The sequence below is a fragment of the Monashia sp. HAY1-11D genome, from assembly GCF_056868035.1.
Genome location: NZ_CP200320.1, coordinates 4,404,450 through 4,424,321, shown reverse-complemented (window position 1 = coordinate 4,424,321; position 19,872 = coordinate 4,404,450). Strand labels below are relative to the sequence as shown.

At 72.3% G+C, this 19,872-nt stretch carries 15 protein-coding genes and 1 pseudogene; 4 read left to right on the top strand and 12 right to left on the bottom strand.

Annotation, left to right across the window (positions count from 1 at the left end; all coding sequences use genetic code 11):
• Nucleotides 1–88: 88 nt before the first annotated feature.
• The 3 genes from AC1VM9_RS20415 (at nt 89) to AC1VM9_RS20405 (ending at nt 2,735) form a co-directional block, all read left to right on the top strand.
• The gene (locus AC1VM9_RS20415; protein ID WP_481343692.1) at nt 89–469 is read left to right on the top strand and encodes a hypothetical protein; all 381 of its coding nucleotides are present in this window, start codon (nt 89–91) and stop codon (nt 467–469) included.
• Between the two features lie 138 nt (nt 470–607).
• Nucleotides 608–1,180: a nitroreductase/quinone reductase family protein gene (locus AC1VM9_RS20410; protein WP_481344679.1), complete on the top strand. Its 573-nt coding sequence runs from the start codon at nt 608–610 to the stop codon at nt 1,178–1,180.
• Between the two features lie 67 nt (nt 1,181–1,247).
• A complete protein-coding gene (locus AC1VM9_RS20405; protein WP_483123862.1) occupies nt 1,248–2,735 on the top strand; it encodes a nuclear transport factor 2 family protein in 1,488 nt (495 codons plus the stop codon).
• Nucleotides 2,736–2,815: 80 nt separating this feature from the next.
• On the opposite strand, the gene AC1VM9_RS20400 is transcribed toward AC1VM9_RS20405, so the two are convergent.
• On the bottom strand, nt 2,816–3,664 hold the full coding sequence (locus tag AC1VM9_RS20400; protein WP_481344677.1) for an IclR family transcriptional regulator: 849 nt from the start codon (nt 3,662–3,664) through the stop codon (nt 2,816–2,818).
• Nucleotides 3,665–3,887: 223 nt separating this feature from the next.
• On the opposite strand from AC1VM9_RS20400, the gene aceB reads away from it, so the two are divergent.
• Nucleotides 3,888–5,510 carry a malate synthase A gene (aceB, locus tag AC1VM9_RS20395; RefSeq protein ID WP_481344676.1) on the top strand — a complete coding sequence of 541 codons (1,623 nt, stop codon included), beginning with the start codon at nt 3,888–3,890 and terminating at the stop codon, nt 5,508–5,510.
• 9 nt (nt 5,511–5,519) lie between these two features.
• On the opposite strand, the gene guaD is transcribed toward aceB, so the two are convergent.
• From guaD to AC1VM9_RS20340, 11 genes and pseudogenes are all read right to left on the bottom strand, one after another.
• Entirely contained in the window at nt 5,520–6,815 is a 1,296-nt protein-coding gene (guaD, locus tag AC1VM9_RS20390; protein ID WP_481344675.1) for a guanine deaminase, read from the bottom strand.
• Complete coding sequence (xdhC, locus tag AC1VM9_RS20385; RefSeq protein WP_481344674.1) at nt 6,812–7,690, bottom strand: xanthine dehydrogenase accessory protein XdhC; 879 nt, start codon at nt 7,688–7,690, stop codon at nt 6,812–6,814. Before xdhC ends, guaD begins: the two co-directional genes overlap by 4 nt.
• On the bottom strand, nt 7,687–10,182 hold the full coding sequence (gene xdhB / locus AC1VM9_RS20380) for a xanthine dehydrogenase molybdopterin binding subunit (RefSeq protein WP_481344673.1): 2,496 nt from the start codon (nt 10,180–10,182) through the stop codon (nt 7,687–7,689). The genes xdhC and xdhB overlap by 4 nt, the downstream gene beginning before the upstream one ends.
• Complete coding sequence (locus AC1VM9_RS20375; RefSeq protein ID WP_481344672.1) at nt 10,179–11,684, bottom strand: xanthine dehydrogenase small subunit; 1,506 nt, start codon at nt 11,682–11,684, stop codon at nt 10,179–10,181. Before AC1VM9_RS20375 ends, xdhB begins: the two co-directional genes overlap by 4 nt.
• Before the next feature lie 198 nt (nt 11,685–11,882).
• Nucleotides 11,883–12,733: pseudogene (locus tag AC1VM9_RS20370) on the bottom strand (bifunctional allantoicase/(S)-ureidoglycine aminohydrolase).
• Complete coding sequence (allB, locus tag AC1VM9_RS20365; protein WP_481344670.1) at nt 12,730–14,094, bottom strand: allantoinase AllB; 1,365 nt, start codon at nt 14,092–14,094, stop codon at nt 12,730–12,732. Before allB ends, AC1VM9_RS20370 begins: the two are co-directional and overlap by 4 nt.
• Nucleotides 14,076–15,032 (bottom strand): fumarylacetoacetate hydrolase family protein, encoded by a 957-nt coding sequence (locus AC1VM9_RS20360; protein WP_483123860.1) that lies wholly within the window; start codon nt 15,030–15,032, stop codon nt 14,076–14,078. Before AC1VM9_RS20360 ends, allB begins: the two co-directional genes overlap by 19 nt.
• Nucleotides 15,029–16,159: a glycerate kinase gene (locus tag AC1VM9_RS20355; RefSeq protein ID WP_481344668.1), complete on the bottom strand. Its 1,131-nt coding sequence runs from the start codon at nt 16,157–16,159 to the stop codon at nt 15,029–15,031. The genes AC1VM9_RS20360 and AC1VM9_RS20355 overlap by 4 nt, the downstream gene beginning before the upstream one ends.
• A 20-nt stretch (nt 16,160–16,179) precedes the next feature.
• Nucleotides 16,180–17,958, bottom strand: coding sequence for a glyoxylate carboligase (gcl, locus tag AC1VM9_RS20350; protein ID WP_481344667.1), 1,779 nt, complete (start codon nt 17,956–17,958; stop codon nt 16,180–16,182).
• A 75-nt stretch (nt 17,959–18,033) separates the two neighbouring features.
• Nucleotides 18,034–18,918, bottom strand: coding sequence for a 2-hydroxy-3-oxopropionate reductase (locus tag AC1VM9_RS20345; protein WP_481344666.1), 885 nt, complete (start codon nt 18,916–18,918; stop codon nt 18,034–18,036).
• A gap of 61 nt (nt 18,919–18,979) precedes the next feature.
• Complete coding sequence (locus tag AC1VM9_RS20340) at nt 18,980–19,834, bottom strand: hydroxypyruvate isomerase family protein (RefSeq protein WP_481344665.1); 855 nt, start codon at nt 19,832–19,834, stop codon at nt 18,980–18,982.
• Nucleotides 19,835–19,872: the final 38 nt, after the last annotated feature.

Here is a 19,872-nt window from a genome sequence, read left to right as displayed (position 1 = left end):
TCTCGACCATCACCCCGCGCGCGAGACCTTCGCCTCTTCTGCGTGAGTCGAACGCAGGCCAGAGTGGGCGGTGGAAGGAGGTGTGATCATGAGACTGAGACTCAAAGACCTGGTCGGCACCATCCTCGTCGTTGCCATCGGCGTCCCCTACGTCGGTTACCTGGTCAACGGCGAGATGCCGTTCGTCAAGGACCCCCGCGGGATGTCAGCCGTCGGCCTCGTCCTGGGCACCGTCGCGTTCCTCGTCATGCGGAGCGGCGACGCCTTCGACCGAGTCGGCAAGGTGGGAACCGGTGTCGCCGTCGTCGCGCTGGTCCTCGGACTGGTGGCTTTGGCCTTCGCTGAAGCCGCCGCCGCCGAGGTACTGCTGGCCGTGTTCATGGGCTCGATCCTCGTCGTGTGGCTGATGGAGATCGTCGACCACGCCGGGTTCGTGCACGCGCACGACGCACCGGCGGCCCACGCCTGACGCCCGACGGGCCCCTGGAGGGTCCACGAGCGGGCTACGCCTGTCGGTGCGGTTCGACGATCCGGGTGCACCGGTGCACCCGGATCGTCGAAGACGCGGCCCGGTCGTGCAGGAAGGCGGAGCAAGGAAGGTGGAATCGTGAAGAACAGTCAGGCGGCCAGGGCCTGGCACGACCGACCCCTTCTCGGGCTTCGGCGGCGGCCGGGCCGGTTGGCACTCGCAGTGTTCCGGCTCCCCCTGGTCCTCTACCGCCGCGGATGGGGTCGGCTTCTCGGTCGCACCTTCATGCTGCTCGTCCACGCTGGACGCACCACGGGACGGGCGCATCCGATGACGGCGATGGTGATGCGGTATGAGCCCACTACCCGTGAGGTCGTCATCCTTTCCGGGTGGGGTCCCGACTCCGACTGGGTCCGGAACCTCCGTGCCCGTCCCGCCCTGCGCGTGGAGGTCGGCCGCGAGTCGTACACCCCGCAACATCGGTTCCTCTCGGACGAGGAAAGCGTCGACGTCGCAAGGGATTTCCTCGGACGGCACCCGTACCGCGGGATGCTGGCTTCGCGGATCCTCGGCTGGCCGGACCTGCGCGCTGAGGCTGCGCTCCGCTCCTTCGTCCGAACCCACCCGTTCGTGGCGCTGCGACCCGCAGCCGTCGGTGCCGACTCGAGTCGCCGAGACGGCGGCCTCGACCGCGCGGCGTGGCCCGGCTGACGTGATGCTCAGTGTGCGCGCTGGTCCGCGGAACCCGGGTCGACGACGACGTGGCCACGGAGCCGCGGTGCTCGGAGCGATCGCCGCGACGTCCGTCGCCCTGCTGACCGGTTCCGGAACGGGCCGGCCCTGGGCCGAGAACGCCGTGCAGTGGATCGCGGCGCGGGACCGCGCGTCGCATCGGTCCGTCGCGGAGCTGCTGATGTTCGAAGCGGCCGACAGCGTGCACCTCCTGTGCTGCAACCAGGTGGGGCCGATCCAGGGCCGCGCGGCCGTGGGCGGCTTCGTCGCGGGCACGTTCTCCTCCATCGAGAAGGGCGTGGCGGGGCGGTCGTACATCGACGTGTCCGGGGCGGTCGTCGAGTACCGGCTGACGCCCGGGTCGGACGGTGACCGCCCGCCCGGGTGGGGTGACCGTCTGGGTCCCGACGAGCTTCTGGTGTCGGAGCACGCCGCCGACGGTGCCGCGACCCGGACCGTGCACGGGGCGTCGCTCCAGTTCCTCACAGCTCCGGTATACGACGCGCGCACGTGGTTCGGCGAGGACCTGGCTGCCTCACGGGGGCTCGTGGACCGCTACCTGTCCGCGTGGTCCGGACGCGATGGTCGTGCAGTCGGCGCTCTCTACGGGGAGAACGCGACCCTGCTCGACTCTGTGCTGGGAGTGCGGCGCATCGGGCGGGATGCGATCGGGTCGTTTGCCGCGGAGCACGGTGGGGCGCCGCTGCGGCTGGACGCGATCCCCGGTGGCGGGGGGCCGGCGCTCTACGGCTACTGGCCCGAATACCGTGGTCCCCTCACGGCCTACCTGACCTACACCGGTGACGACGGCACCGGCTGCCCGGGTGGCGTCACGGCACAGCTGCAGATCGAGAAGGGCCGGATCGTGGCCGAGCGCCGGTACCACGACGTCGCGTCGATGCGCAGCTGCGTCAGCGCGTCGGAGCTGCCGGACGGCTGGTGGACGCATGCGGTCCTCCCCGCGCCCGTCGAGGACCGGGTCACCGGAACCGTCACGGTGGCCGGGCGGCGGGTCGAGGTGCACAACGGCACCGAGGCGGCCGACGATCTGGTCCGCTGGGCGATGGGACGGTTCCCCACCGCTCACCTCGGCATGCCGGACGTCGCGTCCGTCGCGTTCGACGAGCACGCCCATCCGGTCGAGTGTTCCAGCGACAGATGGGGACTGGCCCGCCCGCAGGGCAGGAGCAGCAGCATCTACCTGTGCGACACCGTCGAAGGGGCGGCCGCGACGCCGTTCCAGCGGTCGATGATGTTGCACGAGCTCGCGCACGCGTGGATGTGGCAGAACCTCGACGAGCCGACCCGGGAGCAGTTCCTGGCCCGGATGCAGCTGCGGGCGTGGAACGCGCCCGGCGTCCCCTGGGAGACCCGCGGGATGGAGCAAGCAGCCGACGTCATCGCATGGGGACTGGCCGAGGCCCCGCTACAGGGTCGGGAGCTCGCGGACCGCAGCTGTGCCGAGCTCACCCAAGCGTTCGAGCTGCTGACCGGCGCTGCCCCACTGCACCTACCGTGCCCGCCGAGGCGGTGACGGCCAGGAGCGCGCGATGTGCACGGGAGCGCGAGCGCGATCGGAGATGAGAGCGCCTGAACCCGGCGGCCGGTCGAACCTCAGGAGCGTGTGCTCAGCTCCGCTGCGATGGCGTCCGCCGCCGAGCGGAGCGGCGCCACGGCCTTCTCGACCATGCCGTCTGCCATCCGGGTGAGCGGGCCGGACATCGAGACCGCGAGCCGGCCGTCGCCCGGCACGGGGACCGCGACACACCGCACACCGAGCTCCTGCTCCTCGTCGTCCACGGCGTACCCGCGGCTCCGGGTCCGGTCGATCTCGGCGATGAACGCATCCGGCGTCGTGATCGAGTGCTCCGTTCGGCTCGCCATCCCGGTGCGCCCGAGCAGCGCTCGGATCTCGTCGTCGTCGTGCGATGCGAGGATCGCCTTGCCGACGGCGGTCGTGTGCGGGTCGACGCGACGACCCACTTCCGTGAACATCCGCATCGAGTTCTGCGAGGGCATCACCTGGCCGACGTAGACCACCTGGTCGCCGTCGAGCATCGCGAGGTTGACCGACTCGCCGAGCTCCGCGACCACGGCGGCCAGGTGCGGCCTGGCCCAGCTGGCCAGCCGCCGCGACGTCGTCTCGCCGAGCCGGATCAGGCGAGGGCCGAGGGCGTACTGCCGCGAGGGCTCCTGACGGACATAGCCGAGGTCGACGAGCGTGCGGACGAGCCGATGGATCGTGGGCAGCGGGAGGTGCGTGTCGGCCGCCAGCTGCGAGAGGCTGATCACGCCGCCGGCGTCGGCGATGGTCTCGAGGATCGCGAAGGCCCGGTCCAGGGACTGGACGCCGCCCGTGGCCCTCGCGCCGCCCGCGGGGCCGCGACCGGACGCCGAGGAGCCCGCGCTCGGCGTGGCGCTGGAGCGGGCGCTCGAACGCGTCCCGGTCGTGCGTGCGGGCATGCGGCCCTGCCTCTCTCGGCTCGTCGTCTCACGAGGCGCAACGCCGTTTGTGAGAATAGTTTTCCGTATGATGAAATCATAGCCCAGCGAGCGCCATCGGGTGGCAGCCAGCGCCGTGCGTCACTGCCGTCCAGTCTCGCAGGGGGACGGCCGCCGCCGGCGAGGCGGGGCCGCGTGTCCGAACCACGAACCAGCCCCACGCGGGCGTGAGCAAGGAGCGAGCATGACAGCCACCGGCACCCTCACTGTCGCAGGACCGCCCGTCGAGCGAAGCGACGAGGTCCTGACGCCGGAGGCGCTCGAGCTCGTGGCCGACCTCCAGCGCCGCTTCGGCGCCCGACGTGACGAGCTGCTCCGCGCGCGGGCCGCGCGTCGGGCTGCCCTCGCGGACGGTGGCACGCTCGACTTCCTCCCCGAGACGGCCGAGGTCCGGTCCGGTGACTGGACGGTCGCCGCACCGCCTCCCGCCCTGCGCGACCGGCGCGTCGAGATCACGGGTCCGACCGACCGCAAGATGGCGATCAATGCCCTCAACAGCGGAGCGAGGGTGTGGCTCGCCGACCTCGAGGACGCCAACACCCCGCACTGGCGCAACGTCGTCGGGGGACAGGTGACGCTGCGCGACGCCGTCCGCGGCACCATCGCGTTCACGAGCCCCGAGGGCAAGGAGTACGCCCTGCGCGACCCGGAGCAGGCACCCGTCATCGTGCCGCGTCCGCGGGGCTGGCACTTCGACGAGGCCCACGTCACGCTCGACGGCGCACCGGTCGTGGCAGCGCTGCTCGACTTCGGCCTCTACGCCTTCCACAACACGCACGAGCTGCTCCGGCGCGGGAGCGGTCCCTACTTCTACCTCCCGAAGATGGAGTCGCACCTCGAGGCGCGTCTGTGGGACGACGTCTTCACCCGCACCGAGGAGGTGCTCGGTCTCGACCACGGCACGATCCGGGCCACCGTGCTCATCGAGACGATCCCGGCCGCCTTCGAGATGGACGAGATCCTCTACGAGCTGCGAGACCATGCAGCCGGGCTCAACGCCGGTCGGTGGGACTACCTCTTCTCCATCATCAAGAACTTCCGCGACGCCGGCCCCGCCTTCACCCTCCCGGACCGCAACGACGTGACGATGAACGCGCCGATGATGAAGGCCTTCAGCGACCTGCTCGTCGCGACGTGCCACCGCCGCGGTGCCATGGCCATCGGCGGCATGGCGGCGTTCATCCCGAGCCGCCGCGACGCCCAGGCCAACGAGCGCGCCTTCGCGAAGGTGCGCGAGGACAAGACCCGCGAGGCGAGGGCCGGCTTCGACGGGTCCTGGGTCGCCCACCCCGACCTCGTCGGCCTGTGCGCCGAGGTCTTCACCGAGACGCTGGGCGACCGGCCCAACCAGCTGGACCGGCAGCGCGACGACGTGAAGGTGACGGCCTCCGACCTGCTCGCAGTCTCCCGGACCCCCGGCGAGCGCACGCTCCAGGGCTTGCGGGGCAACGTGTCCGTCGGCATCCAGTACCTCCACGCCTGGCTCTCGGGCAACGGCGCCGCCGGCATCGACAACCTCATGGAGGACGCCGCCACCGCCGAGATCTCGCGGTCCCAGGTGTGGCAGTGGATCCACAACGACGTGACGCTCGCCGACGGCACGACGGTGACGGCCGAGCTCGTCCAGGCCGTGGTCGAGGAGGAGTGTGCCGCCCTCCGCAGCGCCGTCGGAGGGGACCGTTTCGACGCCGACGGTCTCTGGGCCGAGGCACGTCGGCTGTTCGTCGGCAGCGCGGTCTCCGACGACTTCCCGGACTTCCTCACCCTGCCGGCGTACGCGGCCGTCCTCGACGCCGAGGCCCGCTGACCGTCGGGCTCAGCCCTTGACCCGGTCGCCGCCCACCCACACGCCGGCCAGGTCGGAGGCACCCGCGAGCGCGAACGTCTTGGCGAGGGCGTCCTCCGGGCACGCGGCGTGCCGCAGGCCGACGTCGAGCGGGTCGCCCGACAGCGGCCGCACCCACACCGCGTCGAACTGCTTGCCGACCGACAGGTCCCCGACCTGCTCGCCGAGCCCGAGTGCCAGGGCACCTGCCCGGGTGGCCAGGTGCAGCAGGTCCGGCGCCCGGAGCGGCAGACCCCGGGCGCCGAGGAGCTGCTGCATGAAGTACGCCTGCAGTCCCTCCTTGAGCAGCGAGAAGCCGGTGCCCGCGCCGACGTCCGAGCCGAGGGCGACCCGGACGCCGTGCTCGGCGTGCGCCCGGAGCGGGAAGAGGCCGCTGCCGAGCGCGGAGTTGCTCGTCGGGCAGTGCGCCACCGCTGCACCCTGGGAGGCGAGCATCGCCAGCTCCCGGTCGGTCGCGTGGACGTTGTGGGCCAGGACCGTGCTCGTGCCGACGAGCCCGTGCCGGTCGTAGGTGTCGACGTAATCCTCGGCGTCGGCGAAAAGCGCTGCCACAGCGGCCACTTCGGCCGGGTTCTCGTTGACGTGCGACGTGAACCACGCTCCCGGGACGTCCTTGAGGACGGCCCGGCACGAGTCGAGCAGGTCGTCGCTCGCGGAGTACGAGAAGCGCGGCGTCACGGCGTACCTCGACCGGCCCCGCCCGTGCCAGCGACGCGCGAGGTCGAGCGCCTCGTCATAGGCCCGCTCCGGCGTGCTGAGCAGGGCCGCGGGCAGCGAACGGTCGCTGACGACGAGGCCCGCGGTGACGCGCACACCGACCCGCTCGACCTCCTCGAAGAGGACGTCCACGGCGCTCGCGAAGTGCGAGCCGAAGACGAGGGCGGTCGTCGTGCCGGCGGACACGAGGCCGGCGACGAACTCCGTCGCCACCTCGCGCGCATAGGGCGCCGAGGCGAGCCGCGCCTCCTCGGGCAGCGCGCACTCGTCGAGCCACTGGAGCAGCGGCATGCCGAGCGCGCCGATCGCCCGGACCTGCGGGTAGTGGACGTGGGTGTCGACGAGGCCCGGGAGCACGAGGCCCCCACTCAGGTCGACGACGTCCTCGTCGGGATGGCGGCGGCGGGCGTCTGCGTAGGCGCCGCGTTCGATGATGGTGCCGTCGACGACGCGAAGGGCGATGTCCGCGTCCGCGCGGAGCACATGACCCGTCGGGGCGTAGGAGCCGCCGGGAGGGGTGTCGAAGAAGGTGCCGCGGTAGATCGTCACCGGGCCACCTCCGAACGGCCGTCGGACGGCGGGGACATCGACGAGGCTGACGAGGCTGACGGGGGACGCGAGCCGGACGGTCGGGCCGCGAACCGCCGCAGCAGGTCGCCCGCAACGCTGACGGCAATGGTCGCGGGGTCCTTGCCGACGATGTCCGGCAGGCCGATGGGCGTCGTGATCCGGGCCAGGGCGGCGTCGTCGTGGCCCTCACGGCGCAGCAGCACCTCGAAGCGACGCCACTTCGCCGATGACCCGATGAGCCCGATCGAGCCCAGGTGGCTGCTGCGCAGGGCCATGTCGCACAGGGCCGCGTCCTCTGCGTGGTCGTGCGTCATGATGAGCAGGTCCGTCCCGGCGGGGACCTGCCCCAGAGCCATCTCGGGCACCGGGGCGTGGTGCACGTGGATGCGCGCGACGGCGTCGTCGAGGACGGCCAGGCGCTGCGGCTCCACCTGGTCGGCGCGTGAGTCGACGAGGTGCAGCTCGAGGTCGTGCCTCGCGAGGATGCGGGCCAGCTCGAGCCCGACGTGGCCGACACCGAAGATCGCGACGGCGGGCACGACGGCGAGCGGCTCGAGCAGGATGGTCACCTCGCCGCCGCAGCACTGCTGACCGTGCTCGCCGGGTGCCTTGTCGCTGAGCGAGAGCGTCAGGGTCTCAGGTGCGGACGCGCCGTCGGCGATGAGCGCCCGGCTGCGGTCGACGGCGGTCGCCTCGAGATTCCCGCCGCCGATGGTGTCCCAGACCTCGTCGGCGGCCACGACCATCTTGGCGCCGGCCTCGCGGGGCGCGTGACCGCGCACGGCCGTGACCGTGACGAGGACTCCGGGCAGGCGCTGGGCGCGCAGGGCCTCGACGGCCCGGACCCAGCTCATCGTCCCGCTCCGGCCGTGGCTGCGGCCGTGGCTCCGGCCGCGACCTGCTCGGACTCCGGGCGCATCCGCGGTGCCTCGGCCGGAGGCTGGTCCGGCGCCGGCGCGCCGTCACCCAACGTCATCCCGGCACTCGCGGCACGCTCTGCCTCGCCGTCCTCGGCGTGCTGGCTGCGCGCGGACTCGACGGCCCAGTAGACCGCCTCCGGGGTGGCCGGCGAGGCGAGGGCCACGCTCGTCCCCGGCGGGCCGAACGCGGCGGCCGCCTGGCGCAGGGCCTCCCGCACCGAGAAGGCCAGCATGAGGGGCGGTTCGCCGACGGCCTTGGAGCCGTAGACGGCGCCCTCCTCGTGCGCGTGCTCGAGCAGCGACACGTTGAAGACCTCGGGCATCTCCGAGAAGGACGGCAGCTTGTAGGTGCTTGCGGCCTGGGTGGCCAGCCGTCCGCGGGAGGGCCAGTCGCTCTCGTCCCAGCGCAGGTCCTCGAGCGTGAGCCACCCTGCGCCCTGGACGAAACCGCCCTCGATCTGGCCCAGGTCGACAAGTGGGGAGAGGCTGTCGCCGACGTCGTGGACGATGTCGACGCGCCGCGTGCGGTACGCGCCGGTGAACCCGTCCACCTCCGTCTCGGCCGCCGCGACGCCGTAGGCGAAGTACTTGAACGGCGAGCCCTGCATGCGCGACGAGTCCCAGTGAAGGCCCTCGGTGCGGTAGAAGCCGGCTGCCCACAGCTGGACCCGCTGGACGTACGCGAGGCCCACGACGTCGTCCCAGTCGATGTGCTCGGCGTCGTCGCCGACGGCGTGCACCATGCCCCGGTCGAAGCGCACGTCGTGCGGGTTGACGCCCAAGGCCCCGGCCGCGACCTGGGCCAGCCGCCCCCGGATCTGCTCGCACGCGTTCTTGACGGCTCCGCCGTTGAGGTCGGCCCCCGAGCTCGCCGCGGTGGCAGAGGTGTTGGGGACCTTGTCGGTGCGGGTCGGGGCGAGGCGCACCTTGTGCAGCGGGACGCCGAGCGTGGTCGCGGCCACCTGCAGCATCTTGGTGTGCAGCCCCTGGCCCATCTCCGTGCCGCCGTGGTTGATGAGCACCGACCCGTCCTTGTAGACGTGCACCAGCGCGCCGGCCTGGTTGAACGCCGTGAGGTTGAAGGAGATCCCGAACTTCACGGGTGTGATGGCGAGGGCCCGCTTCGTGTCGGCGTGGGTCGCGTTGAACGCGGCGATCTCGTGGCGCCGCCGGTCCAGCTCACCGCTCGCGACGACCCCGTCCCAGGCGGCCACCAGGCGCTCGGGGTGGCGCACCGCCTGGCCGTACGGCGTGCTCTGGCCCTCGACGTAGAAGTTGCGGCGCCGCAGCTCGGCGGGGTCGATCCCGAGCAGGGGTGCACACCGGCCGAGGATGTCCTCGATGACGAGCATGCCCTGGGGACCGCCGAAACCCCGGAAGGCCGTCTGCGAGGTCTTGTTGGTCCGCGCGATGCGACCGTTCACGCGGACGTCCGGGATCCAGTAGGCGTTGTCGATGTGGCAGAGGGCACGGGCGAGCACCGGTTCGGACAGGTCGAGGCTCCAGCCACCGTCGGCGGTCAGGGTGGCATCGAGGGCCTGGAGGCGTCCGTCGTCGTCGAAGCCGACCCGCCACTCGGCGTGGAAGCCGTGCCGCTTGCCGGTCATCGTCATGTCCTGGGTCCGGTTGAGCCGCAGACGAACCGGGCGCCCGGTGAGTGTGGAGCCCAGGGCGGCGATGGCGGCCAGGCCGTGGGGCTGCATCTCCTTGCCGCCGAAGCCGCCGCCCATGCGGAGGCACTGGACGGTGACCTCGTTGCTCGCGATCCCGAGCACGTGCGCGATGATCTCCTGCGTCTCGCTCGGGTGCTGGGTGCTCGACTGCGCGAAGACCTGGCCGTTCTCGTCGACGTGGGCGAGCGCACAGTGCGTCTCGAGGTAGAAGTGCTCCTGCCCGGCGAACTCGAGCTCGCCGCTCAGCACGTGCGTCGAGCGCGCGAGGCCGGCACCGACGTCGCCGCGCTCGAGGCGCGGCTGGGCCCCTTGGAAGGACTCGGCGGCGATGGCCTCGCGGACCGTGACGATCGCGGGGTGCGGCTCGTAGTCGACCTCCACCGCTGTCGCGCCGAGCCGGGCGGCCTCGAGCGTCTCCCCGAGGACCCAGCACACGGCGTGGCCCACATACATCACCTCGGTGGGGAACAACGGCTCGTCGTGCTTGACCCCAGCGTCGTTGACGCCGGGGACGTCTGCTGCGGTCAGGACACGCACGACACCCTCGACGGCGTACGCCGGCTCGACGCGCAGGGCTTTCACCGTGGCGCGGGCGTGAGGTGCCTGCACCGGCCAGGCGTGCAGCACGTGGGCGGTGCGGCCGACGAGGTCGTCGGTGTACAGGGCTCGACCCGTGACGTGGAGCGTTGCTGCCTCGTGCGGGATCGTCTGTCCCACAACGGGGTTCGTCGGGCGCTCGGAGAGCTGGCTCATGCTCCCACCTCCTGCTGCGTCGCGTGCTGGGCATGGAGCTTGAGCAGGGCCGTGCCCAGCATCGTGCTCCGGTAGGCCGCACTGGCGCGGTGGTCGTCGAGCGGTGTGCCCTCGGCGCGCATCACCGCGGCCGCCTCGCGGACGACCTCCCTGCTCCAGGCGCGGCCCTCGAGGGCCGCCTCGGTCGCGAGTGCGCGGACGGGGGTCGCGGCGACGCCGCCGAGACCGATCCGGGCCTTGCGCACGGTGCCGTCCTCGACGGTGACGGCGAAGCCCACGGCGACGCTGCTGATGTCGTCGAAGCGCCGCTTGGCGATCTTGTGGAAGGCCGACACAGGAGCGAGCGGGAGCGGGACCCGCACGGCGCGGATGACCTCGTCGGCGGCCCGGACGGTCTGGCGGTAGCCGGTGAAGTAGTCGGCCAGCGGCACCTCGCGCTCGCCGCGCGACGAGGCGAGCACGACGGCCGCCTCGAGGGCGAGCAGCGCCGGGGGCAGGTCGCCGATGGGCGAGCCGGTGCCGAGGTTGCCGCCGATGGTCGCGCCGTTGCGGATGAGGCGTGAGGCGAACTGCGGGAACACCTCGGCGAGCAGCGGGATCCGACCGTCCAGCCTGGTCTCGACCTCGGACAGCGTGAGGGCCGCGCCGATCTCGACGGACGTGGCGCCGACCTCGAGGCCGCGCAGCTCCTCGACCCGGTCGATCCCGATGACGTGGGGCGCGCGGGTGCCGCGCAGGTTGACCTCGACGCCCCAGTCGGTCGACCCGGCGACGAGCACCGCGTCGGGGTGCTCTGCCATGAGGGCGAAGACGTCGGCGAGGTCCGCCGCTCGGGCGTAGGAGCCGGACGCCGTGGAGAGCCGTGTGGCGACGGCCGCCGGTGCCGGCTCGTGACGGCGCGCGGCGAGCGGGTCGGACTCCGCAGGAGCGCCCAGCGCGTACGCGGCGTCACGGATCGGCCGGTAGCCGGTGCAGCGGCACAGGTTGCCCGACAGGGCGTGGAGGTCGAAGCCGTTGGGGCCGTGTTCGTCACCGTCGTCGTGACCGGGAGCCGTGTCGCAGCGGCCGGGGCGGTAGTACTCGGCGGCCATGCTGCAGACGAACCCGGGCGTGCAGTAACCGCACTGCGAGCCGCCGCGCTCGGCCAGCTCCTGCTGCACGGGGTGCAGCCTCGTGGGCTCGCCGAGGCCCTCGGCCGTCACGACCTCCTGCCCGTCGAGCGAGGCCGCCGGGATGAGGCACGCGTTGATGGCGGTCCAGGCCGTGGCGTCGGCCGTGCCGTCCGCAGTCTCTCCGCGCCCGCCGAAGGAGTCGCTGCCGGGGCGGGCCACGAGGACCGAGCACGCCCCGCACTCACCCTCGGCACAGCCCTCCTTGGCGCCGGTCAGGCCACGCGACCGGATCAGGTCGAGCGCGCTCGTCCAGGCCGGCACACCGGCGAGGTCGATGCGCTCGCCGTTGACGCAGACCGACGGGGTCGGTGCGGTGGTCGAAGACGTCATTGTCCACTCCTCGTGGTGCGCGAAGCACCGGTTCGACCGGTCGAGACGACGATCGGCCGCATGGTTGGGGGGTGAACCGAGCCGCTGGTTATCCATGCCGAACAACGGTCGGACGCTGCATCGATCGTACGCGGCAGCCCAGTCCGTTGGGAAGGTGTGGCTCGGCAGTTATTCCACTATGTGGATAGTTGGTTCCGTTCAGAGGAACTGTCTGGACAGCTTCGGGTGCCGGTTGACGTCCTTGTAGAGCAGGTAGCGGAAGCGTCCCGGGCCTCCCGCGTAGCAGGCCTGCGGGCAGAACGCGCGCAGCCACATGAAGTCCCCCGCCTGCACCTCGACCCAGTCCCTGTTGAGCAGGTAGACGGCCTTGCCCTCCAGCACGTAGAGGCCGTGCTCCATGACGTGGGTCTCGGGAAAGGGGATGACCCCTCCCGGCTCGAAGGTGACGATCGTGACGTGCATGTCGTGACGCACGTCGAGCGGGTCGACGAAGCGTTTCGTCGTCCACGCGTCGTTCGTGTCCGGCATCGGGTTGGCCTCGACGTCGCGCTCGTGCGTGACGAACGCCTCCGGTGCGTCGATGCCGTCGACCGGCTCGTAGGCCTTGCGGATCCAGTGGAACGTCGCCGGCTCGTTCGCGTCGGCATCGACCCTGAGACGCCAGCGGGCCCCGGCCGGCAGGTACGCGTACCCGCCCGGCTCCATGACGTGCTCGTCGACCTGCCCGTCGGGGCCGACGAGGAGCCGCAGCGACCCGCCGACGACGAAGAGGACGCCCTCGGCGCCGGGGTCGAGCTCGGCCGGTCGCTGCCTCCGCCGGGCGACACCTCGACAACGTACTGCGAGAACGTCTCGGCGAACCCCGACAGCGGCCGGGCGATGACCCAGGTGCGGGTCCCCTCCCAGTAGGGGAGCGCGCTGGTGACGATGTCGCGCATCGTCCCGCGGGGCAGGAGGGCATACGCCTCGGTGAAGACGGCCCGGTCGGTCGTCAGGTCGGTCTGGGGTGGCAACCCGCCCTGCGGGACGTGGTAGCTCGGCTGGTTCATGCGTCTCCTCTCCGCAGCAGCCGCCCACGCGGCGCTGCGTCGACGTCCACGGGGGTGCCGCGCAGCCAGGTCTGCCGCACGAGGCCCGTGAGCGTGCGGCCGGCGTACGCCGACACGGGGTTCTTGTGCTGCAGGGCGTTCGCGTCGACGACGAACTCGTCGTCGGGGGCGAAGACGGCGAGGTCGGCGTCCGCTCCCACGGCGATCCGTCCCTTGGCGGCCAGACCGACCTGCTCCGCGGGTGCAGTGGACATCCAGCGCACGACGTCCGGCAGCCCGAGGCCGCGGGCCCGCGCGCCGGTCCAGGTGGCGGCGAGCCCGAGCTGGAGCCCGGCGATGCCGCCCCATGCCGTGCCGAAGTCGCCGCTGTCGAACGCCTTGAGGTCGGGCGTGCACGGCGAGTGGTCGGTGACGACGAGGTCGATGTCGCCCGAGGCCAGCCCCTCCCAGAGGCGGTCGCGGTTCGCCGACTCGCGGATCGGCGGGCAGCACTTGAACTCCGTCGCCCCGTCCGGGATCTCCTCGGCCGAGAAGGTCAGGTAGTGCGGGCACGTCTCGACGCCGAGCGCGACGCCGTCGGCGCGCGCCGATCTCAGCATCGGCAGAGCGTCGGAGCTCGACAGGTGCAGCACGTGCGCGCGGCCACCGGTCCGCCGGGCCAGCTCGATGACGTGGGCGATCGCGAGGTTCTCGGCGCCACGCGGACGCGAGCGCAGGAAGGCGGCGTACGCCCGACCGTCCGCCGGACGGGCCTGCTCGATGACGTGCGCGTCCTCGGCGTGGACGATCATCAGCGCGCCGAGGCGCGCCGTCTCGTGCATCGCGGCCTCGAAGTCGGCCGGCTCGAGGTGCGGGAACTCGTCGACACCCGAGTGCAGCAGGAAGCACTTGAACCCGAAGACGCCCTGCTCATGCAACGGTCCGAGGTCTCCGACGTTGCCGGGGACGGCTCCGCCCCAGAAGCCGACGTCGACCCAGGCCTGCCCACGGGCGACCTCGCGCTTGGCCTCCAGCGCCTCGACGGTCGTCGTCGGGGGGACGGAGTTGAGCGGCATGTCGACGATGGTCGTCACCCCGCCACGGGCGGCGGCACGGGTGGCGCTCGCGAAGCCCTCCCACTCGGTGCGCCCCGGTTCGTTGACGTGCACGTGCGTGTCGACGAGCCCGGGCAGGAGCACCTCGTCGGGTGCCAGGTCGACGAGGGCCCGCGCCGCGAGCATCCGCGCGGCGGGCTCGAGCTCGGCGAGCGTCGCCGCCGTACGGAGCTCGGCCACGCGGCCGTCCTGCACCCCGACGACCGCCGCGGTGACGTGTCCGTCGACGACGGCGCGGGGCGCGCGGATCAGCGTGTCGAGAGCCATGCGGGCGACTCCTTCGTCGGGCCTTCGTGTCCGACCGTATGCCGCGCGGCACGGATCGGGGAGCGATGTCGGCCGAGGGGCCCTCCGTCGACCTCGACGAGGTCGCCGTCGCGGAGGTACGGGCGCGGCTCCGGCGCCGCCATGGCGACACCGGCGGGGGTGCCGGTGATGACGACGTCGCCGGGCTCCAGGGTCATCAGCGCACTGACGTACGACAGCGCCGCGCCCACCCCGAGGACCATGTCGTCGGTCGTGCCGTCCTGGCGGCGCCGGCCGTTCACGTCGAGCCGCAGGCGCACCCCGGTCGCGTCCGGCGCGGGGAGCTCGTCAGGTGTGACGAGCCACGGACCCAGCGGGCAGTAGGTGTCGGCGGACTTGCCCTTCGTCCACGTGCCACCGCGCTCGAGCTGCAGCTCGCGGTCGGTGAGGTCGTCGGCGAGGGTGTAGCCCGCGACCGCGGCGAGGGCCTCCTCGGGGGTGGCGTCGGTGAGCCGGCGACCCACGACGACCGCGAGCTCGACCTCGTGGTCCGTCGTCGTGGACCCGGGCAGGAGGCGTACCGGGTCGTCGGGTCCGCAGACCGAGCTCGTCGCCTTGAGGAACACGACGGGCTCGGTCGGCACCGGGACCCCGAGGACGGCCGCGTGGTCGTGGTAGTTGAGGCCGAGGCCGACGATCTTCCCCGGACGGGCGACAGATGGTCCGTACCGGGGGACGCCTCCGGCGCCGTCCGCCGGCGAGCGACCGGCCGCGTGCAGGGGAACAGGCAGGGGAGCAAGCAGGTCGCGCTCGAGCGCCTCGTGGGCAGCGGGGATCCCGTGGGCCAGGAAGCCGGCGTCGACGTCGGTCGCGACCGGGGCGAGGTCGAGCAGCGTACCGTCCGTCGTCACGACGACAGGGCGCTCCGAGCCCGGCGGGCCCACGCGTGCGAACCTCATGCCGGAGCCACGCTCAGCGACTGCGCGAGGCGCTGCCCGATGCGTTCCAGGGCCGCCCCCGGTGCCTCGAGCGACCCCTCGAGCGACCCCGCCTCGTCGGTCGTCGTCAGGACGTCCGCGAAACCAGCAGCGGCCCAGGTCTCCCGGTCCAGGAGGCAGCGACCGGCGACGGCGACCACAGGGACGCCCGCTGCGCGCGCCGCCGCCGCCACGGCGGCCGGCGCCTTCCCGCGCAGCGTCTGCTCGTCGAGCGATCCCTCTCCGGTGATGACGAGGTCCGCGCCGGACAGCAGGTCGACCAGCCCCGTGAGCTCGAAGACGAGCTCGGCACCGGGGCGCGCGACCGCCCCCAGCGCGGCCACGAGCGCGAAGCCGACCCCACCCGCGGCCCCGGCACCCGGGACGTCACGCAGGTCGTGCCCGGTCGAGGCGGCGACGACGTCGGCCCAGTGTCCGAGCGCCGTGTCGAGACGGTCGACCTCCTCGGCGGTGGCACCCTTCTGCGGCCCGTAGACGGCAGCCGCGCCCTCCGGACCCGTGAGCGGGTTGTCGACGTCGCACGCGACGACGATCTCGGCGGTGGCGAGCGCCGGGTGCAGGCCGGTCAGGTCCAGCGTCGCGACATCCGCCAGGGCCGCGCCGCCCTCGGAGACGGGGCGGCCTGCCGCGTCCGGGGTGCGTGCTCCCAGGGCGCGCAGCAGCCCGGCCCCGCCGTCGGTGCCGGCACTGCCGCCGATGCCGACGACGAGGCGGCGGCATCCGGCGTCGAGGGCCGCGGCCATGACCTCACCCGTGCCCCGGCTCGTGGACGTGAGCGGCGCGGAGACGCCGCCCGGAAGCTGCCCCAGGCCGCTCACCTCCGCGAGCTCGACGACGGCCGTGTCGCCCCGCCTCGCCCACGCGGTCGCCACCGGCGCGCCCGTGGGTCCACTGGCACGGACGGGGACGCGGTGGAACCCCGCCGCGACGGCGGCCGCGACGGTCCCGTCGCCGCCGTCAGCCACCGGGACGGTGACGACCTCGGCGTCGGGGCAACCCGCCCGGACACCGGCCAGGAGGCACGACGCGACGGTGGCTGCGCTCAGCGTCCCCTTGAACTTGTCCGGGGCGATGACGACTCGGGGCACGGGAGCTCCTCGGGTCGGGTTCAGTCGAGGTTCGCGTAGAGCGCGGTGGGGGCGTCCTGCTCGCTGACCGCGAGCTCCTCGAACTCGGTCACGGTGCCGAGCGAGGTGCCCATGGACACGTTGGTCACCCGCTCGAGGATGACCTCGACGACGATGGGGACGCGGTGCTCGACGACCATCTTCTTGGCCTGCTCGAGCGCGGGCAGGATCTCCTCCGGTCGAGTGACCCGGATCGCCTTGCACCCCAAGCCCTCTGCCACCTTGACGTGGTCGACTCCGTACCCGTTCACCTCGGGAGCGTTGATGTTCTCGAAGGAGAGCTGGACGCAGTAGTCCATGTCGAAACCACGCTGCGACTGGCGGATGAGGCCGAGGTACGCGTTGTTCACGAGGACGTGGATGTACGGGATGTTGAACTGCGCCCCGACCGCCAGCTCCTCGATCATGAACTGGAAGTCGTAGTCGCCCGACAGCGCCACGACCGTCGAGTCGGGGTCGGCCGTGGCGACTCCGAGGGCGGCCGGCACGGTCCAGCCCAGCGGACCGGCCTGGCCGGCGTTGATCCAGTGCCGGGGCCGGTAGACGTGGAGCAGCTGGGCGGCCTGGATCTGGGAGAGGCCGATCGTGCTGACGTAGCGGACGTCGCTGCCGAAGGCCTTGTTCATCTCCTGGTAGACCCGCTGCGGCTTGATCGGCACGACGTCGAAGTTCGTCTTTCGCCACAGGTTTCGCTTGCGCTCGAGGCACTCCGCGACCCATCCGGTGCGGTCCGGCAGCCGACCCGCGGCGCGGCGCTCGCGTGCCGCCTCGACGAACAGCTCGAGGGCCGCCCTGGCGTCGGAGACGATGCCGAAGTCGGGGGCGAAGACCCGCCCGATCTGCGTCGGCTCGATGTCGACGTGCACGAAGGTGCGGCCCGCGGTGTAGGTCTCGAGGTCGCCGGTGTGACGGTTGGCCCACCGGTTCCCGATCCCCAGCACGAAGTCCGACGCGAGCAGCGTCGCGTTGCCGTAGCGGTGGCTCGTCTGCAGACCGACCATGCCGACGTTGAGCTCGTGGTCGTCGGCGATCGTGCCCCAGCCCATGAGGGTCGGCACGACGGGCACGCCGGTGAGCTCGGCGAACTCGACGAGCAGGTCGGCCGCGTCGGCGTTGATGATGCCTCCGCCCGCGACGATGAGCGGGCGGTCGGCGGCCTCGAGCAGGTCGAGCGCCTTGTCGACCTGGCGACGCGTCGCGGCCGGCTTGTAGACGGGCAGCGGCTCGTACGTGTCGACGTCGAACTCGATCTCGGTCTGCTGGACGTCGATGGGCAGGTCGATGAGGACGGGGCCGGGTCGGCCGGAGCGCATGAGGTGGAAGGCCTGCTGGAACGTGCCGGGGACCTGGGCGGCCTCGAGGACCGTGACGGCCATCTTCGTCAGCGGCTTGGCGATCGCGGCGATGTCGACGGCCTGGAAGTCCTCCTTGTGCAGCTTGGCGACGGGTGCCTGACCGGTGATGCAGAGGATGGGGATCGAGTCGGCGCTCGCCGAGTAGAGCCCCGTGACCATGTCGGTGCCCGCGGGGCCGCTCGTGCCGATGCAGACGCCGATGTTGCCGGCGCGGGCGCGCGTCCAGCCCTCTGCCATGTGCGAGGCGCCCTCGACGTGGCGGGCGAGCGTGTGGTGCAGGCCGCCTTGGGTCTGCATCGCCTTGTAGAACGGGTTGATCGCGGCCCCGGGTAGGCCGAAGACGTTGGTGATGCCCTCCTTCTTGAGGATCTCCACCGCGGCCTGGGCTGCTGTCATGCGTGCCATGTTCGTGTCCTTGCGTGGCTGCCCCCGGCAGACGGCTGGGTGTCGCGGCGGTATGCCGTGGGGCGGGTCTGTGGGTCAGGCGGGCTGCTGCCCGGACAGGCGCTGCACGCCGCGGAGCAGGGCGGAGTGGTCGAGGCCACCGTCGCCGTTGGCGCGGGCGGAGGCCATGAGCGTCGCGACGAGGCTGCCGAGCGGGAGCACGACCCCCGCCTCACGTGCGGCGGAGCTGACGATGCCCATGTCCTTGTGGTGCAGGTCGATCCGGAAACCGGGCTCGAACGAGTCGGTCCGCATGTTGTCGCGCTTCTGATCCAGCACCTTGGAGCCGGCGAGGCCGCCGCCGAGGACGGTCAGGGCGGCGTCGAGGTCCACGCCGTAGGCCCGGAGGAAGACGACCGCCTCGGCGAGAGCCTCGATGTTGGCGGCCACGATGAGCTGGTTGGCCGCCTTGACGGTCTGGCCGGCGCCGTTGCCGCCGACGTGGACCACGGTGCTGCCGACCGTGTCGAGGATCGGCTTCGCCTCGGCGAAGTCGTCGGCCGCGCCGCCTACCATGATGGACAGGGTGGCGTTGCGGGCGCCCGCCTCGCCACCGGAGACCGGCGCGTCGAGGAGACGAAACCCCTTGGCGCCGGCCTCCTTCGCGAGCTCGGCGGTGACGTCGGGGCGGATCGAGGAGAAGTCGATGACGAGTGTGCCGGGCTGCGCGTTGGCGAAGACGCCGTCGTCGCCGAGCAGCACCGCCTGCACGTCGGGGGAGTCGGGCACCATGACGGCGACGACGTCGGCGGCCTTGACGGCGTCGGCGATGGAGTCAGCGCCTCGGCCGCCGGCCTCGACGAGGGGGGCGTAGCGGTCGGGGGTGAGGTTGTAGCCCACGACGTCGTGGCCGGCCTTGGCGAGGTGCACGGACATCGGGCTGCCCATGATGCCGAGCCCGATGAAGGCGATGCTGGTCATGTCGATCTCCTTGCGATCGTTGGGAGGTCTGGTGTGGTGGAGGGAGGCCGCGCGGAGCGGCTCACTGCGCGGTCGTCGAGGCGAGCCCCAGCCGGCCGAGGCTGTCGAGGGTGGAGGTCGTCGGCGCGTACTCGAGCCCGACCCACCCGGTGTAGCCGTGCCGAGCGAGGTCGGTGAGGTGACGGTCGAGGTCGAGGCGCCCGGTCCCCGGCTCCCCGCGACCGGGCCAGTCCGCGACCTGGACGTGGGCGACCCGGTCGGCGTAGGTGCCGACGGCGGCGTCGAGGTCGTCCCCGTTGTTGGCCAGGTGGAAGAGGTCGAGCAGGAAGCCGACGTTGTGGGCGCCGGCCGCACGCACGTCGTCCACGACGGCGACGGCGTCCGCGGCCGTGCGCAGGGGATAGGGCTTGGGCCCGCTGACCGCCTCGACGAGGACCGTCGCACCGATGCGGTCCGCCGAGTGGGCGGCCGCCACGATGCTCTCGCGGCCCAGGGCGTCCTGCTCCTGCGGCGACGCGTCGTCGACGCGGTTGCCGAAGAGCGCGTTGAAGGCGCCGACGCCGAGCCGTTCGCCGATGCCGACGGCGACGTCGACGTTGTCGCGGAACTGCCCCACTCGTGAGGGGATCGACAGCACCCCGCAGTCCGGACCGGCCAGGTCGCCTGCGAAGAAGTTGAGCCCGGCGAGACGCACGCCGGCATCCTCGACGGCGCGGACGAGGGCCTCGACGTCGCGGTCGGCCGGCACGGGCTGCTCGGGCCACGGCCACCACAGCTCGATGGTGTCGAAGCCGGCGTCACGGGCGGCCTGGGGTCGCGCGAGCAGCGGCAGCTCGGTGAACAGCATCGAGCAGTTGGCCAGGTAGCGCAGGCCGCCGGGGGCGAGCGGTGCGCCGGGGTGCTGGTTCGTCGTCATCTCTCAACTTCCGTTATGTGGAAAAGAATTTCCGATAT

Bases quoted from the DNA above. Each gene is read 5' to 3' on its own strand.
- AC1VM9_RS20400 (WP_481344677.1), bottom strand. From the start codon at position 3,664: ATGCCCGCACGCACGACCGGGACGCGTTCGAGCGCCCGCTCCAGCGCC.
- xdhC (WP_481344674.1), bottom strand. From the start codon at position 7,690: ATGAGCTGGGTCCGGGCCGTCGAGGCCCTGCGCGCCCAGCGCCTGCCC.
- allB (WP_481344670.1), bottom strand. From the start codon at position 14,094: ATGGCTCTCGACACGCTGATCCGCGCGCCCCGCGCCGTCGTCGACGGA.
- AC1VM9_RS20375 (WP_481344672.1), bottom strand. From the start codon at position 11,684: ATGACGTCTTCGACCACCGCACCGACCCCGTCGGTCTGCGTCAACGGC.
- AC1VM9_RS20360 (WP_483123860.1), bottom strand. From the start codon at position 15,032: ATGAGGTTCGCACGCGTGGGCCCGCCGGGCTCGGAGCGCCCTGTCGTC.
- aceB (WP_481344676.1), top strand. From the start codon at position 3,888: ATGACAGCCACCGGCACCCTCACTGTCGCAGGACCGCCCGTCGAGCGA.
- AC1VM9_RS20415 (WP_481343692.1), top strand. From the start codon at position 89: ATGAGACTGAGACTCAAAGACCTGGTCGGCACCATCCTCGTCGTTGCC.
- AC1VM9_RS20340 (WP_481344665.1), bottom strand. From the start codon at position 19,834: ATGACGACGAACCAGCACCCCGGCGCACCGCTCGCCCCCGGCGGCCTG.
- AC1VM9_RS20345 (WP_481344666.1), bottom strand. From the start codon at position 18,918: ATGACCAGCATCGCCTTCATCGGGCTCGGCATCATGGGCAGCCCGATG.
- gcl (WP_481344667.1), bottom strand. From the start codon at position 17,958: ATGGCACGCATGACAGCAGCCCAGGCCGCGGTGGAGATCCTCAAGAAG.
- xdhB (WP_481344673.1), bottom strand. From the start codon at position 10,182: ATGAGCCAGCTCTCCGAGCGCCCGACGAACCCCGTTGTGGGACAGACG.